Source organism: Duodenibacillus massiliensis, assembly GCF_928721995.1.
In the GTDB taxonomy this organism is placed as follows: domain Bacteria; phylum Pseudomonadota; class Gammaproteobacteria; order Burkholderiales; family Burkholderiaceae_F; genus Duodenibacillus; species Duodenibacillus massiliensis.
This window is the reverse complement of sequence record NZ_OV788642.1, coordinates 729,865-745,658: the sequence shown is the minus strand read 5'-3', so window position 1 is coordinate 745,658 and position 15,794 is coordinate 729,865. Positions and strand designations below refer to the sequence as shown.

Sequence of the window (15,794 nt, the reverse complement as noted above, 5' to 3'; positions counted from 1 at the left end):
AAAAATATCAGCGGGCGCGGTTTTTGTTCATTTCCATCACGCGGCGCATGTCGGCCTCAAGGTCCGTGAGCCCGAGCTCATGGTAGCTGTCGGCGATGATCTGCATGGCCTCATCCGAGGCGGATGTCTGCTGAAAGTCCGTGAGCACTACCTTAGCGCGGTTAATTGCCGCCACATAGGCCTTGCGGACAAAGTAAAAGCGCGCCGTGGAGAGTTCATGATTGGCCTGGGCGATGACAAGTTCATGCATGCGGCGCCGGGCTTCGGCTGCATAGCGGGAATCCGGGAAGCGCCCTGCAAGTTCCTTAAAGAGGTCAAACGCGTCACGTGCGGCCTGGGCGTCACGCTCGGAGAGATCCTGACGCGTAAAGGAGGAGAGCCACCCGTCGCGTTCGTTAAGCGTGGCAAGCGCCTTTAAGTAAAGCGCGTAGTCGCTGTTGGGGTGGTTCGGGTAGGCGCGCAGGAAACGGTCCAGGGTCTGCACGGCACTTGCCGCATCGTCATCCTTAAAATACACATACGCGAGGTCGATCTGAGCCTGCTGCGCATAGGCGCCGAACGGGTAGCGGGCCTCAAGCTTGGTATAGTAATCCTTCGCCAGGGTCCAGTTGCTGTCAGCCATGGCGGCACGCCCTTCGGTGTAGAGCTGATTGGCGCTCCAGTCGCGGGTGGGATCGATTTCCAGATCCTGCAGCCAGCCGCAGCCGGTCATGGAGACGGCCGCTGTTGCGGCAGCAAAAAGACCGGCCAGACGCAGACGCATCGGATGTTTCAGGTTCATGATGAATAAAACGACAGAAGAAAAGTTTTCCGATTATATCGGGGATGCCGTGCCCGCAGAAGAGGGCGACGATGACGATTTCGCAATTATGCCGCCTTCGGCAGCGAGCCTCCCGGACTGTTACCGTTTCGAACTTGGTTTTGACGAGGGCGAGGAACGCCTCGACAAGATCCTTGCACGCAAAATCCCTGAGGTAAGCCGCGCCCGCATCCAAAGCTGGATTGAGGCCGGGCGCGTCACGGTGTCCGGGGAACCGGCTAAAAGCGTGCGTCAGAAGGCGGCGGCCTGTGATGTGCTCGAAGTGCGGCCGATGCCGCTTCCTGAAGAAAGCGCCTTTGAGCCCCAAGACGGCATCGAATTTGAAACAGTCTATGAAGACCGCGACATCATCGTTATCAATAAACCCGCGGGCCTGGTGGTGCACCCGGCGGCCGGCAACTGGCAGGGTACCCTTTTAAACGGGCTTCTCTTCCGTTATCCGGAACTCAGAAAACTCCCGAGAGCCGGGATCGTGCACCGGCTCGATAAGCTCACCTCAGGCCTCATGGTTGTCGCGCGGAATGAAGCTGCGCAGCTTAACCTCGTGCGGCAGCTGCAGGAACACGCCGTCGCCCGTGAGTACTGGGCGATTGTGGCGGGCATTGCACCCGAGGCGGGTTTTGTCGACCGCGCGATCGGGCGCGATCCGCGTAATCCCCAGAAGTTTGTCTGCCGCGGCGGGGCCGGCAGCCGCCCCGCAAAAACCCACTGTCGGCTCGTGGACACTGCCTACATTGAGGGACGTGCCGTGAGCTGGGTGGCCTGCCGCCTTGAAACCGGGCGCACGCACCAGATTCGTGTGCATCTTTCGACCGTGGGGCTGCCGTTAATCGGGGACCCCGTTTACCGCACAAGCGCTTCAGTCTTTCCCAAAGAAGCGCAGGCGGTCAACGGCTTTCCCCGTCAGGCCCTTCACGCAAGCCGTCTGCGGCTTACGCATCCCGCGACGGGCGCGGCCTCAGAATGGTTTGCGCCGGCGCCTGAGGATATGGCAGGACTCATGGATGAACTCGGATTCGGACCGACGGATGAGCCGGTCCATGTATTTGACTGATTATTGCGGGCTGCAGACGGTTAAACTGCGGCCGCTTTGTGCTTTTGTGGATTAAAAATGGCAATAGCTTGGAAAACGGAATCGGACGTGATCCGTCCGGATCTTGGTCAACGTGTCGGGGCGCTTTTTACCGAACGTGTAGGGGGCGTCTCATCGGGGCCCTGGGGTGGTCCGGAAGGCATCATGGGGCTTAATGTCGGAGTGCACGTTTCAGATAACGCCTCCTGCGTGCGCATGAACCGCAGCCTTGTTGCGCAGATGACGCCGGGAGAGCCCCGCTGGATGACGCAGGTGCACGGCACGGATGTCGTTGACGCTGAGACTGTGGAAAGGGATGAGGTGGAAGCGGACGCGCAGACGTCGCTCACCCCGGGCGTAGTGTGCGCGGTGCAGGTCGCCGACTGCCTGCCGGTACTCATTGCTGAAAAAGACGGGAAGGCCGTTGCCGCCGTGCATGCGGGCTGGCGAAGCCTTGCGGCCGGGATTGTGGAAAAGACCGTGCGCCGTCTGCGGGAGCGCCTCGGAAATCCGGACGCTCAGTTTAAAGCCTGGCTTGGCCCCCGAATCGGGTTTGACGATTTTGAAACAAGTGAAGAAACCGCACGAACGTTTAAGGCGCACTTCGGGGATGTTAAGGGCGCCGTGAAAGCGGCGGGCGAACCCGGTAAATGTTTTCTGAGTCTGGCGGCCTACGCTTCTGAAGCATTAAAGCGCGAAGGGGTGAGGGATGTCGAAGACTGCGGGCTTTCCACCGTTGCAGATCCCGCACACTTTTACAGCTACCGCCGTGACGGCGAAAAAACGGGGCGGCATGCGGCCTTAATCTGGATCGAACCCGAAGACAAGACACTTGAGGAACCTCAGAAATGACCGGTACAACGCAAAAAACAGTGCCGAGCGTGGGTTTTGTGAGCCTCGGCTGCCCCAAGGCGCTTGTTGACACCGAACGGATCGTGACGGAATTGAGAGCGGAAGGGTACCTCATTGCCCGCGACTACCGTCACAGCGACATTGTGATCGTGAACACGTGCGCCTTTATTGACGCGGCGGTCGCCGAAAGTATTGAAGCGATCACGGAAGCAATGCGTGAAAACGGACGCGTCATTGTGACGGGGTGCTTGGGCGGCAAGAAAACACCTGAAGGCGACAACTGGGTGATGCAGCGCATTCCGAAGCTTCTCGGGGTGACCGGTCCCGATTCAACAGCAGAGACCTTAAAACTCGTGCATCAGCATCTGCCGCGGCCGCACGAACCGTTTTCGGACTTAGTCCCCAACGCGGGCCTCAAACTCACGCCCTCGCACTACGCCTACCTTAAGATCAGTGAGGGCTGTTCGCATCACTGCACGTTTTGCATTATTCCGAGCCTAAGAGGTGACCTTGTGAGCCGCCCGATCGGAGACGTTTTGCGGGAAGCCGAAAATCTTGTGGAAGGCGGCGTCAAAGAGCTTCTCGTGATCAGCCAGGATACGGCCGCTTACGGGCTTGACACGGGCTACCGCACGGGGTTTGTGGGCGGCAAGCCCGTCAAAACCCGGCTTTTGGAACTCGCGCGGGCTTTGGGTGATCTTGGCGCCTGGGTGCGGCTGCATTACGTTTATCCTTACCCGTCGGTTGACAACATTATTCCGCTTATGGCCGAAGGAAAGATTCTGCCGTACCTCGATGTTCCGTTTCAGCACGCGCATCCGCGGGTTTTAAAAGCGATGAAGCGGCCGGCAAGCGCTGAAAAGAATCTCGAGCGTATTGCCGCCTGGCGGGCACTGTGCCCCGACATCACGATCCGTTCGACCTTTATTGCGGGATTCCCGGGGGAGACGGAAGAAGAGTTTGAGTACCTTCTGGATTTTCTGCGGGAAGCCCGGCTCGATCGGGTGGGGTGCTTTGCGTACAGCCCTGTGGAAGGCGCTGCCGCAAACGCTTTACCCGGACAGCTGCCCGAGGAAGTGCGCGAAGAGCGCCGCGAGCGCTTCATGCAGGTGCAGGCGGAGATTTCCGCGGAAAACCTCCGCAAAAAGATCGGCACCGTGCAGCGTGTTTTGATTGACGAGAGCGAAGATGAGGACGGCGTTGCCGTGGGCCGCACAACGGCGGACGCCCCCGATATTGACGGCGTGATTTATGTGACCACCGACAGACACCTCAATCCCGGTGACTTTGTCGACGTAAAGGTCACCGACAGCCGTGACTACGATCTGATCGGCCGCGAAGTCCTCTGACGAAACACAAAAGAAGAAGCGGTTTCGGCCCGGTTTCCCGTTGTGGGTGGCCGGGCTTTTTGTTGCTGTGTTGCCTCTGAGTTTTATAAATTTTTGTAGGGATATACCCTTACGCCTTTCGTATCGAAAAGATTTTTTCTGCAGCAAACCCCGCTTTCTTAATCATCGCTTAAGTCAGTCGTGGCGCGCCATTTGGCCCAAACGTAAATCATGACGGGCAGTAACTCACTGAGACGGCTCAATATGTCGGATTCTTAAGACATTCTTCAGATTATCCCGAAATTGTGTGAAAATAAGCTTCATATAAGGAATCCGTGGGGACTTGATTTTGTGGTCTTGCGGCGGGTAAATAAAAGGAGACACAACATGATCAAACACGTGATGCAGGCCTGCCTGGCCGCTGCGGTTGCTTTGGCAATCGCCCCCAATGCGTCAGCTGCTGAGAAGGTCAACACCACGATGTGCGTGGCCTGCCACAGTAATGTCGGTGATTTTCATAAGAGCGGCGCTCATAAGAGCGTTTCCTGCACCTCCTGCCACACGGGTCTTGCAAAGCATCTGAAGGCGCCGGGCAAAGACACCCGCCCTGTGACGAGCATGGATCCGAAGACCTGCGGCAGCTGCCACCCCGCACAGTTCAAGTCGATGTATAAGGTCAATGATCAGCGTACGCCGCGTGCCAGCAAGAAGGCCGCTGAAGGCGTTGCGCCCGATCCGTTCTTTGACCGCGCTTTGGGCGGCCACGGCTTTACGAAGGAACATGCGGAACTCCGCAGCCACACCTTCGCCGTGCTTGATCAGTTCCTCTGCGACCGTGCTTTCGGCGGCCGCTTTGTTCCGAAGGACGGCTGGCTCTATCTCTCCATGGGCAGCGGTGCGATCGATGCTTGGAAGGTCATGAACGACCTGTATCCGAAGGATAACCTGCAGAAACCGCGTCGTCCGGGGACGGCAGCTGCCGCCAACCCCGTATGCATCAGCTGTAAGTCCACCGACCTGATGCTTGACTGGGCCTACATGGGCGACAAGGTTGAAGGCGCCACGTTCTCGCGTGAAAGCAATGTCGTTGACATGGCCCGCAAGACGAGCCACTCGGTTAACTGCAACTTCTGCCACGATCCGCACTCGGCCAAACCCCGTGTCGTGCGTGACGGTCTGATTCAGGCTCTGACCCGTACGGATTTCCCGACGGTCTACTCCGAAGATCCGAACCGCACCAAGATCGAAGTTAAGGATATGGGCGTGCGCGGCTTTACCCGTAAGATCGCCATCCTTGAAAAGGCGGACTCCAAGCTCATGTGCGCTCAGTGCCACGTTGAGTACAACTGCAACCCGGGTATCGATACCAAGACTGGTAAGCCTGTGAAGATGTCCGATCAGCGCACCAATGTCTTCCCGTTCGTCGCTGTTGACCGCATTGATGACTTCTACAAGCACATCAACTTCAAGGACTTCAAGCACAACACCACCGGTGCGCTGCTGACCAAGCTGCAGCACCCCGATGTTGAGACGTACTGGACGAGTAAGCACGGCAAGGCCGGCGTGGACTGCAAGGACTGCCATATGCCCAAGGTTAAGGGCAAGGACGGCAAGACCTACACGAACCACTGGGCCACGAGCTCCAAGTACTACGTGAAGGAAACCTGCCTGCGTTGCCACAAGGACAAGACCGAAGCCCAAATGAAGCGCACGATTTCCGGCATGCACGCTTACTACATGGGTAAGCTCCGTGAAGCTGAAAGCCGTATGACGGATATGTTCAACGCCTTCGATCTTGCCAACGCCATGGGTGTTGATGAGGCCGCTCTCAAGAAGGCCCGCGAACTGCACAGCGTTGCTCACACCAACTGGGAATACTGGACGGCTGTGAACGGTGCCTGGTTCCACAATCCTGAAATGGCTCAGGCCTCGCTTGCGAAGTCTGCCGCCGCAGCTCAGGAAGCCACCAAGGTTCTGCGTGACGCAATGGCCGCCAAGCGCGCCAAATAAGTCAGACTCGGAAAAGGCGGATCCCGTAAGATTCGCCTGACCGAAACGAGAAGCGGATGATCGAAAATTCGGTTGTCCGCTTTTTTCTTGATCCAAAAGACCATGTCACACGAAATTATTTTCTGGTGCGTTGCAGCCCTTTTGATTCTCATTGCCTGCGCCTTTGTCGTGCCGGCGCTTCTCGGGCACAGCTTCTTCCGTACCAAAGGCGCAAGCGCCGAGGAAACCTCACGCGTCCTTTTGGCGCAGCAGATGGAGAGCCTCAAGGCCGATCTTGATGCGGGGCTTCTCGATAAGGCTGGCTACGAGGCAAGCGTCGAGGACGTCAGGCGCCGTGCGCTGCAGGATATTTCTGAGGCCCGCGGCAGAACGCTCGGGGGCAAAGGCGCTCCCGTTGCGACGGCGCTTACCGTGTGCGTGCTGATGACGGTGTCGGTATTGGGGCTTTATCAGTGGTTCGGAGCCGCAGGATCCATTGATTTGTTTGACTCGGTGCAAAAGGGCGGCATCATGCGTGCCGACGGCACGCTCGGGCTTAACGACCGCGCGCCGGGCGCGGCTGAACTCAAGGCCTTTCTTGAAACGCATCCCAAGGATGAACGTGCCTGGGTGCTCTACGGGCGCGCTCTTGCGCAGAGCTCTGACTGGCAGGGAGCGGCTGATGCGTATGAAAAGGCTGTGAGTCTCGGCCGTTTTGCCGGCAAAGACACGGACGTACTGATGGAGTACGGGGCGGCCACCATGAACCTCAGAACAGAGGCCGCGTACAAAAAGGCTGTTGAGATTCTCACGCAGGCCGCCGTGATTGACGAAAACAACCTCCGGGTGCAGGAGTTTCTCGCGATGGCTGCGTTTCAGGCGCACGACTGGAAAACGGCGCGTATTGCGCTCGAATTTATTCTTACCAAGGCCGATCCAAACGACCCGGCCTATCAGAGCATTGCCGAAGCTGCGAGCCAGGCTGCGCGCATGGAGCGCGAAAGCCGGCAGAAGTAGGCTCTTTTCTTTGATCTCCTGTCTTTTGAAACGACCGGGCAGCTGACGTTGCACGGCCGCTAACTTAAACAGGCTACTGAGAGTGCCGTTAATAAAGCGCATCAAACTTCTCTGAGTCGTCCCACGGGCATAAGCCCACAATGACGAAAGGCGTCCGTTTCCAAAGGGAGGCGGGTGTTTTTCTTGATTGGCTCGTGGAGTTTGAGCCTGTACAACTTTCTGCTCGCCTTTGTGATCTGCGGAGGCGTCATCATCATCGGTGAGGTGGTTTCCACCTTAACCAAAGCCTGGGTTCCTTCGGTCTTTGTGTCAGCCGTCCTGCTGCTGTTGGGGTACTGGACTATTCTGCCGCACGACCTTGTGAAGGACTCGTTTCTGATTCCGTTCGGCGCGACGCTCTGCATTTATCTGCTGATTACCCACTTGGGCACAATCATCAGTCTCAAGCAGCTGATGCAGCAGTGGCGCACCGTCACGGTGTGCCTTGCGGGCCTTTTGGGTATGTGCCTTGCCGCGTACTTTATTGCGCCTTTCTTTATGGACCGGGCACTCGTCATCACGGGGCTTCCGCCGCTCACAGGCGGCATTGCGGCGGCAACGATGATGCAGACCGCGGCCATGAAGCAGGGCCTTACGGTTGCTGCTGTTTTTGCGATTTCCATATACTGCGTGCAGGGTTTTGCTGGGTATCCGCTTACGTCCTACTGCCTTAAAAAAGAGGGCTTGAGGCTTTTGGCCCTTTACCGCAGCGGCGAACTCAAACTTAACCCCGAAGAGCTTGCTGAGGTTAAAACGGTCACAGAATTTCCCGCAGGAAGCCCGGGGCTTGAGCCCCGGGAGGAATGCGGGCTTTCGAAATTTTTTAATCTTGGAGCAAACGCAGCCAAACCATGCACATAGTTTTCGCTTAAGGTATATTCAGCCGCTATGAAATCGCGCACACCGTCCTTTGTCATCGAGCTGGGCCTGAAAACCGGAGAGGATCAGGAAAGTGCACTGGAGACCTACTTCTCCGATGCACGCCAGCTCTTCAATGCTGTTCTCGGAACGGCAAAGAAACGCGTGCGCGCCATGAAAAGCACTGAAGCATGGAAGCTCACGGCCGCGATGCCCAAGGGCAAAGACCGCAACAAGCGGTTTAAGGAAATTCAGAAGTCCGCCCACCTTTCCGAGTATGCCCTGCATGATGTCGTGAAAGAGCACCGTGCCAAGGGCGGCTTTACAAAGCGCATCGGCATCAACGAAGCGCAGAAAATTGCCACACGTGTCTGGCAGGGCATTGAGCGCCGGCTGCTTCATCAGGGAGGTCAGCCGCGGTTTAAGAGTGCTAAACGGGGCTTGCACAGCGTTGAGGGAAAATCAAACAAAGCGGGGCTTCGTTGGAAGACTAAGACGTGGACGCTCGAGGTTCTGGATCTGGCTATAAAGGCTGAAGCGCCGGATGCCTGGCAGAAAGAAGCTCTTCTTTCAGCAACAGATCCGTCCGGCTTTAAGCGTGTCAAATACTGCCGTCTTGTCCGGCGGATGATCCGCGGCCGTATGCGCTACTTTGTTCAGCTCATTGTCGAAGGCGTACCGCCCGTCAAGCACGTTTATGCTCCCAAAGATCTCAAGGTGGCTGTTGACCCGGGCCCGAGGACCATGACTTTTTACAGCCCCGAGTGGCAGCAAAAGATTTTGGTGAGCGCGGGCACTGTCTCTCAGGAAAAGGAGATTGCGCGTCTTTTACGTGCCATGGACCGCTCCCGCAGAGACACGAATCGGGAGTGCTACAACGCGGACGGCACCGTTAAAGCCGCCGGAAAAAAGATTGTCTGGAAGGAATCCAAGACCTATAAGGCAACAAAGGCAAAACTTGCGGATCTGTACCGCCGCCAGGCGCAAACCCGCCGTTGCCTGCACGGCGAAGTGATTAACCAGGTGTTCGGCAGGGCCGGCACCGTCATTGTGGAGAAGAACTCATACAAAGCATTTCAGAGAGCCGGATACGGCAAGAGTTTGGGCAAAAGCGGTATTGCAGGATTGATAACCCGGATGACAAGTAAGGCTGAAAGCGCCGGCTGTTGTGTGGTGCAAGTCAGTCCCCGGAAACTGCGCCCGAGTCAGCACGATCCCGAAACGGGAACGTACCGGAAGAAAGCTCTTTGGGAGAGAAGTCATCGGTTGGGAGACACGGACTGGTACATGGACCGCGACCTTGCGGCCGCCATGAACCTGTATTTTGCGGATCCCGCCACTGACAGCTACGATCTGAAGGCTGAGCAATCAGCGCTTGCGAGGCTCAAACAAGTCTCAGGGAACGCCGGATCGATAGTGCAGTACAAACCAGCGAATCGGCAAGACGAAGCAGTCCTTCGCCGGAACCGACGGATCGAGCTGATGAAGCCCGTACCCGTAGAGCGGTTGCGTTTTAAATGTTCCTGTGGTGCAGGGGACGCCCGGGCAGACAAGGCCTCAAAAACCTTGGCTGTTACGGGAAAGCCTGCACTGTGTCAGGAAACCCCGCGCTTTCAAGCGCGGGTTGTTTAGGGCGCTAAATTTCTTAAACAACACGAAGTAACCGGATGCATAAGCCCGGACCGGCGTCCGGGCTATGAGCCTTAAAGCCCGGAAGAAGCCTTCTTTTTCCGTTTTTTTTCCATCTGTTTGGTGATGACCGATGCCGCGCAGCCCGCAACGAGAATCAGCGCCATGCCGGTCAACGCTGTTGCCGGAAGCGACTCGCCGAAACAGAACGTGCCGATAAGTTCAGCAATCGGAATCGTTGCAAACTGAAAGCAGGCCGTGAGCATCATGTTGCCGTATGCGTAGGCTCGGGTGAGGCACACCTGCGCGAGAACTGCGGTGATTCCGACGCCGAGAAGCGCACCCCATGTTTCAGGGGAGTGGCCTCCGATACCGCCCTCAAGGATGAGGTTGCCGCCGAGCCCCCAGATGGTGCCCACAAGCGAAAAATAAAAGACGATGCGCCAGGCGGGCTCATGGAGGTTTCCGAGCTGCTTGATCTGGAAAAAGATAATCGGTCCCATGGAAGCGGCAAAAAGCCCGAGAAGCGCCCACTTAAATTGTTCACCGTTTACCGACGGCTGCAGTACGAGACACACCCCGATAAAACCCGTGACGATGGCAAGCGCCAGAAGCCAGGGCGCCTTTTCCCGGTTTTTGAGTGCAATCACGATCACCGTGAGTGCAATAAAAAGGGGCGCCGTGTAGTTAAGCGTCGTCGAGGTTCCCAAAGGGAGGTGCCCCATCGTCGCAAACCACATCGTGAAGGAAACGGTCCCCAGAATCGAGCGCTTTAAGTGCCCCGTGAGATAGTTCGTGCGCGGAGAACACCCTTTTGCGAGCATAAAGCCCCAGATCACCGCAAAACTGATGAGCGAGCGCCAAAAGACGATCTCAAAGGTACCGGTCTCGGCGGAGGAGAGCTTTACAAACGCGCTCATGACGGCAAAAAAGAAAGCCGCCACCAGCATCCAGAATGACTGCAGCATGGGGACAGAGAAAATCTTGGGTTACACAGACACGGAAAGGCGCGTGGAATTCTAAAGACGTACCGAGGATTCCGAAATACCGCACAATGATTGGCCTGTGCGGATTTTGCTCAGATAGCGCTCATCTTTTTTGCCTATCATGCGTAACACTGTTTTGATATGTTTGCTTCAGACATGACCGACGACCGTATGCAGCGTCTTGAGAAAGGCGCGCTTAAAGAGGAAGCCGACTACTGCCACGCGCATCACGGCACGAAAGAGGGGCTGTGCGAAAAGTGTGAAGCGCTTTATGAGTACGCCCGAAAGCGCCTTGCCTGCTGCCCCTTCGGAGAGGAGAAGCCCGTGTGCGCCAAGTGCAGAATCCACTGCTATAAGCCCGAGATGCGCGAAGAGACGGCAAGGGTCATGCGCTTCGGCGGACCGCGTATTATGTTTAAGCACCCGATTCTGGGCATTAAACATATTTATAAAAGCATGACGGTGACGCCGCCCGAAAAACCCCGCAATACCCGCGCGGCTGCTGTTACCCCAAAGGACAAGTAAAACCATGTGGCGCCTGTGTTTCCCGATTGTGAGCCTGCTTCTGATGGAGGCGCATTTTCTTTTTAACGGCTACGAGGCTCTGCTGCCGCTTCCTGCGGCGCTTGCGCTTTTTCTTTTGGTGCCTTACCGCTGGGTGAAGTGGCTTGAAGTCGGGTTTCTCGTCTTTTTCGGGGTGGAGTGGGTCCGCACTGCACTGAGGCTTGTCAACGAACGGATGGCCGAAGGCCGCCCCTATACGCTTGCCTGCGTGATTCTTCTTGTGTGTGCGGTCTATACGCTCGCGTCAGCCTGGGCTTTTTTCACGGCCAAAATCAAGGACCATTACAGCCTTTAAAAGAAGCCCGGGCGTACCTTGCGGTTTCCGGGCTTACTCAGGCTCTCTGACGGTTATTTGCCTGCCTTGGCAAAGATGCTGTTTAAGGTTTCCACGGCAAGTGCTTCGAGTGTTCCGCGGCCGATGCCGTTAACCGAGAAGCGGCCGTCGGCGTAGACGAGGTTTTTCACGCGGATATCTTTCTGCACCGTTTGACTCACCTTACCCGCGCGGCGTGCGGTGTTTTCGTGTCCGGTGGCGGCAGCCACGGCTCCGAGAATATCGGCAATCGTGGAAACGGTCTTTGTCACTTTCTGCGCGGGCTGCTCGACGACAAGTTCGCCCACCGTGAGGTTCACCGGTGTCACGGACTTGAGGTCAACACCGTTCGCGGAAGCCTTTTTCCAGGTCATGAGCGTTTTACCTGCGGCATTTTTTGCGGCAAGCGAGACAAGCGAAAAGTCACCTTTCCAGGCAATCTGCGGCGTCATTGCGTCCTTGTAGGAAAGGTTGCCCGCAAGCTGCGCCGTGCCGGAGGTGAGCTGAGCGCCCGCCAGGGGCTTTACCCAGCCGTTAAACTGCGCGAGATTTAAGGCGGCAATCTTGGTCGTGAGATCGGCTTTTAAGGGCGCTACACCCAAATGACCTGAGGCTGAGACCGTGCCGGAGCCGAGTCTGGCCGAGAGACTCACGGTCCCGGTTTTGTTTTTCTGTGAGGAGAGTCCCTGAGCACTTGCTTTAATCTGCGCGATCCTAAGCTGTGCCGTGGGTTTGACGCTCTGATCAATCACGGTGACGGTGCCCGAGGTGAGCGAGGCTTTGGCAAGCGACCACTGCCAGGCGGAGGAGGTCTCCGGGCTCTTTTCTGCGGGAGCGTTCTTCGTGCCGGAATTCTTTGCGGGCGCAAGCCGCAGCGTGATGTCCGGGGAGTGAACTTCGGCGTTTGTGACGCTCACGGATTGCTTTGCGAGATCAAAGTGTCCGACCGTGACGCTTGCCGAAGCGAGTTTCACAAAGTTTCTGCCGGCTTCATCCCTTACGTCAACGCTCTTGGCGGCAACCGTCCCCTTGGCCGTAACTTGAGGGGTGCTGCCCGCCATCTTAAAGGTGATGTCGGTGTCGGCGCTCACGGAGAGTTTGTCGATACGCACGGGCAGCGCGAGGTCAGCGGCTCTCACAAGCTTGGCGGCATCAATATCGGCTGCGGAAATTTTTAAGGCGGCGCTCTTAATGTCAGCCGTGCCCGAAGCCTTGACAGGGCGTCCGTCAATTTTCAGTGAAAGCGCGGGCGTTACCGGAGCGAGGGTCCCGGCCGCCAGCGTTGACACAAGCGGCAGCGTGAGGTTGACGTCAGTCACCGCGCAGGAGACGCCTGCTTTGGAATTGGTGAGCGTCACGGCGCTGTCCGTTACACGGATGTCGGCGATACTGAAGGCGGGGAGAGTGAGACTATCAGAGGCTGAGGTCTGCGAGGCTTCCTTTTTGGCGCTTTCCACTTTCTTTGAGCCAGTCGTGATGCTCGCTTTAAGGCCCTCGACGTAAAGCGCCGAAACAACGGGGGCAAGCTTTGTGACCGATTCACCGCTCACATCGGCATAAAAACGCCTTAAGGAAAGAAGGGATTTGTTTTTCGTGGAGAGCGCCGAGACGCCGCGCACTTCCAGTGTCCAGTTCCAGGGATCAAAGGTGACGGACTCCACCGTGACGGACTTTGCGCCGAGTGCGGGCTTCAGATACGTCTCAAGCCCCCAGCGCACGCCTTGCGGCACACCCCAGTAACCTGCGGCGGCATAGGCGCCCGCCACAACAGCAGCGGCAACGGCGGTTTTGAAAAGAAACTTGACGGCCATACGGTTTTCCTCTTTCGGATTTTTGTTTGTAATCATCCTACCGCAGGTGCGTAGTTTTGAGTAACTCCGAAACAAGCCCAAACAAAAAGCCGGCTGCAGTCCTGCAGCCGGCTCTGAGCGCCGTATGTGCTTTATGCGGTTTACGGTTTTTTGGCGTGCACAATGAGGCGGGTGCTCTCATCGGTGTATTCGGTAAAGCCCTGGCCGTAGAAGGCAAGAAGCGTAAGGCCCGCGTCCTTGAGCATTTCCTTGTATTCGTCCGTGGTGTAGACGCGGATGCTTGCGACCACCGGACCGCGGTATTCATTGGACGGGAAAACAACCGAGGCGCGGCGGCTTTCTTCGTCCCAGGTTTCAGGCACCGTTTCGCCGGACGCGATAAGGCGCGTGGCCCTGCCGCTCATTACAAGTTTGGGGTTGGCGACTTCGATTAAAAGTTCACCCCCGGACTTGAGGCTTTCGGCAAAGCGCTCGAGCAGATCCTTGTTGCCTTCATCGCTGAAATAACCGAAGGAGCTCGCCCAGTTGATGATGAGATCCTGATTGTGCGGGAACACCGCGTGGCGCATGTCGTCGTTGGTGAAGGTCCCGGGAAGATCGGCGCGGTAGAACTTGTTGCGGGCCGCTGCCACAAAGTGGGGGTTAAAGTCCATGCCGCTCATGATGGCGCCCATGCGCGCCAGGGGAAAACCGATGTCGGCTTTGCCGCAGGGACATTCAAAAATCCGGATGCCGGGCTTAAGACCCAGCTTGTCCCAGATCGCTTGCGCGTCATTTTGGGAAGCGGCAGGATCTCTGAGCCACTTGTCCTCGGGCACGTGACGGAACCATTCGGTCAGAGCGGTGTTTTGAATCATGGGGAACCTCTGAAAAAAAACGAAAAGCGGTATCGACAATTATCGCACGGTGAGTTGCCCGCGGCGTCAGTCTTCGTTTTGGGTGGTCAACGGCTGCACGGTCTCAAGGCGCTTGATGCCTTGGGCATTAATGACGAGCCGCTGCATGGCTACGGCACGCTTTTCGCCGATTTTGATTCGCTGGGCCACGTAGATGTGATAGATCTTTTCACCGAAGGCTTGACGGGCTGCGGTTTCCGCAGCGTCCTCTTCAAGCACGGGAAGCTCTTCAAAAAGGGTTTCGGTGTAGCGCAGAAAGTCCCTGATGTTAAGCCGCATGATGTCAAGCACGGAATTACCGGTGTCCTGCGTGAGGGTCCTGAGTTTCTCAAGCGTTACTTCCTTTTTGTAAAGCAGAATGTCCTCAGGGAGTTTGCCGCTTAAAAGTTCAATGGTGTGCGCGGACTCCCGCAGCTTGCGGACGGCTTCGGGGACCTGCTCGGCATTGATGAAGCGAAACGATTCCTCAACCTGACCGGCGTGCCGGTAGGAGCCGCGCTCAAGCTGCAGACGCCTGTCGGGAATCCACTTCTGAAAGCGCTTGTAAAGCCACGCTCTTAAACTCTCTTTGATGCGGTCTTTGAAGATGTAGGCAATCACCATGGCCCAGAAGAGGTTCATCGAGAGTGACCCGTAGGTTCCCTGCCAGGAAAAGGCGATGATGGTGGCAAAGAGCATGGAGACCGCGGCCGCAACACCGTAAAGGGAATGCAGCAGCATGGGCTGTCCGCCCTGGACTTTGGCTTCAAGAAACAAAAGGCTGCTCACGTACTTTTTAAGTACCGACCAGCGGAAAAGCAGCGTTTCATTGTCTGCGCCGGCGCCCGGGACGCTCAAAGGGTAGTGCTTGAGCCGGTACTGCTTTTCACTTTCCCAGAGCGTAAGCACGATTTCCTGCTTTTCAAAGTCAAGCGCCAGATAGACGTTACGGAGGTAGTAAGCCGTGATGATGCTCATGAATTCATCACAGTAGGCCCAGGCGTGGTTGTTGCCGAGTTCGCGGCCGAGCGTGACAAGATAGGTCTGGCGGCTACGGTAAGCCGCGAGAATTCCGGTGATTTGTCCGATAATGCGCCGTACATCTTCCGTCGTGCAGCTGTCCGGATCCTGAGCAAGGGTTTCCAGAGCCGACTTCACGCTCTGCCGGTAGGTAAGTGCAAAGCGTCTCACGGCGTTTTCATAGTCTTCATCGGCGTTGACGGTTCGCACGTTGATGTCCTTTAACGCACTGTCAAGATCGGCAAAAGGACCGGCGTTATCTTCAAAAGCGGTAAGCGGCAGCTTCGGAGCCCGCAGACGGATGTAGTTTTTCAGAGACCGCAGCAGTGTGGCGCTTGTGAAGTGTTCGGGCGTTACCTGCAGCGCGGGCGGCAGAAAAATATAGGTTTCCGTTTCGTAGCGCACCGAGTCCGCGCTTTCCGGAAAAGCAACGCGCTCCTTGAATTCAATCTGATGGGGCGAATTAACCCGGACACTCTCGCGCACGCGGGTGTCGGTGTCGTTCACGGCCGGATTGTTGTCGGACTGACGCATTGCAGGATGTTTGTTGAAAAAATTGTTGTTGCCGGAATTGTCTCATTACGGACGCGAAACTACCAACTGGAGCGCGGTTTTGGCGGC

At 56.8% G+C, this 15,794-nt stretch carries 14 protein-coding genes; 9 read left to right on the top strand and 5 right to left on the bottom strand.

Annotation, left to right across the window (positions count from 1 at the left end; genetic code table 11):
* Positions 1-7: 7 nt before the first annotated feature.
* Complete coding sequence (locus NXF97_RS03375; protein ID WP_084765897.1) at positions 8-781, bottom strand: outer membrane protein assembly factor BamD; 774 nt, start codon at positions 779-781, stop codon at positions 8-10.
* Here NXF97_RS03375 and NXF97_RS03370 point away from each other — a divergent pair.
* The 7 genes from NXF97_RS03370 to NXF97_RS03340 all read left to right on the top strand — a co-directional run bounded on the left by NXF97_RS03370 (position 780) and on the right by NXF97_RS03340 (position 9,607).
* Positions 780-1,874 carry an RluA family pseudouridine synthase gene (locus NXF97_RS03370; protein ID WP_274956469.1) on the top strand — a complete coding sequence of 365 codons (1,095 nt, stop codon included), beginning with the start codon at positions 780-782 and terminating at the stop codon, positions 1,872-1,874. The genes NXF97_RS03375 and NXF97_RS03370 overlap by 2 nt on opposite strands.
* 57 nt (positions 1,875-1,931) lie before the next feature.
* Entirely contained in the window at positions 1,932-2,744 is an 813-nt protein-coding gene (gene pgeF, locus NXF97_RS03365) for a peptidoglycan editing factor PgeF (protein ID WP_274956468.1), read from the top strand.
* On the top strand, positions 2,741-4,093 hold the full coding sequence (gene rimO, locus NXF97_RS03360) for a 30S ribosomal protein S12 methylthiotransferase RimO (RefSeq protein WP_274956467.1): 1,353 nt from the start codon (positions 2,741-2,743) through the stop codon (positions 4,091-4,093). The genes pgeF and rimO overlap by 4 nt, the downstream gene beginning before the upstream one ends.
* Before the next feature lie 366 nt (positions 4,094-4,459).
* Positions 4,460-6,082, top strand: coding sequence for an ammonia-forming cytochrome c nitrite reductase subunit c552 (locus tag NXF97_RS03355; RefSeq protein WP_274956466.1), 1,623 nt, complete (start codon positions 4,460-4,462; stop codon positions 6,080-6,082).
* A 102-nt stretch (positions 6,083-6,184) separates the two neighbouring features.
* Positions 6,185-7,078 (top strand): c-type cytochrome biogenesis protein CcmI, encoded by an 894-nt coding sequence (gene ccmI / locus NXF97_RS03350; protein ID WP_022372611.1) that lies wholly within the window; start codon positions 6,185-6,187, stop codon positions 7,076-7,078.
* A gap of 201 nt (positions 7,079-7,279) precedes the next feature.
* Complete coding sequence (locus NXF97_RS03345) at positions 7,280-7,978, top strand: hypothetical protein (RefSeq protein ID WP_274956465.1); 699 nt, start codon at positions 7,280-7,282, stop codon at positions 7,976-7,978.
* A 27-nt stretch (positions 7,979-8,005) separates the two neighbouring features.
* Positions 8,006-9,607 carry a hypothetical protein gene (locus tag NXF97_RS03340; RefSeq protein WP_274956464.1) on the top strand — a complete coding sequence of 534 codons (1,602 nt, stop codon included), beginning with the start codon at positions 8,006-8,008 and terminating at the stop codon, positions 9,605-9,607.
* A 71-nt stretch (positions 9,608-9,678) separates the two neighbouring features.
* Here NXF97_RS03340 and NXF97_RS03335 read toward each other — a convergent pair whose 3' ends face one another.
* Positions 9,679-10,572: a DMT family transporter gene (locus NXF97_RS03335; RefSeq protein WP_022372613.1), complete on the bottom strand. Its 894-nt coding sequence runs from the start codon at positions 10,570-10,572 to the stop codon at positions 9,679-9,681.
* 159 nt (positions 10,573-10,731) lie between these two features.
* Here NXF97_RS03335 and NXF97_RS03330 point away from each other — a divergent pair, with 159 nt between their 5' ends.
* Both NXF97_RS03330 and NXF97_RS03325 read left to right on the top strand, forming a co-directional pair.
* A complete protein-coding gene (locus NXF97_RS03330) occupies positions 10,732-11,115 on the top strand; it encodes a nitrous oxide-stimulated promoter family protein (protein ID WP_274956463.1) in 384 nt (127 codons plus the stop codon).
* A 4-nt stretch (positions 11,116-11,119) separates the two neighbouring features.
* Positions 11,120-11,449, top strand: a complete 330-nt coding sequence (locus NXF97_RS03325; RefSeq protein ID WP_022372615.1) for a hypothetical protein — start codon at positions 11,120-11,122, stop codon at positions 11,447-11,449.
* A gap of 53 nt (positions 11,450-11,502) precedes the next feature.
* Here NXF97_RS03325 and NXF97_RS03320 read toward each other — a convergent pair whose 3' ends face one another.
* The 3 genes from NXF97_RS03320 to NXF97_RS03310 all read right to left on the bottom strand — a co-directional run bounded on the left by NXF97_RS03320 (position 11,503) and on the right by NXF97_RS03310 (position 15,707).
* A complete protein-coding gene (locus NXF97_RS03320; protein ID WP_274956462.1) occupies positions 11,503-13,278 on the bottom strand; it encodes a DUF748 domain-containing protein in 1,776 nt (591 codons plus the stop codon).
* A gap of 140 nt (positions 13,279-13,418) precedes the next feature.
* Positions 13,419-14,135, bottom strand: a complete 717-nt coding sequence (locus tag NXF97_RS03315) for a class I SAM-dependent methyltransferase (protein ID WP_074009909.1) — start codon at positions 14,133-14,135, stop codon at positions 13,419-13,421.
* Positions 14,136-14,201: 66 nt separating this feature from the next.
* Entirely contained in the window at positions 14,202-15,707 is a 1,506-nt protein-coding gene (locus NXF97_RS03310; RefSeq protein WP_074009910.1) for a hypothetical protein, read from the bottom strand.
* Positions 15,708-15,794: the final 87 nt, after the last annotated feature.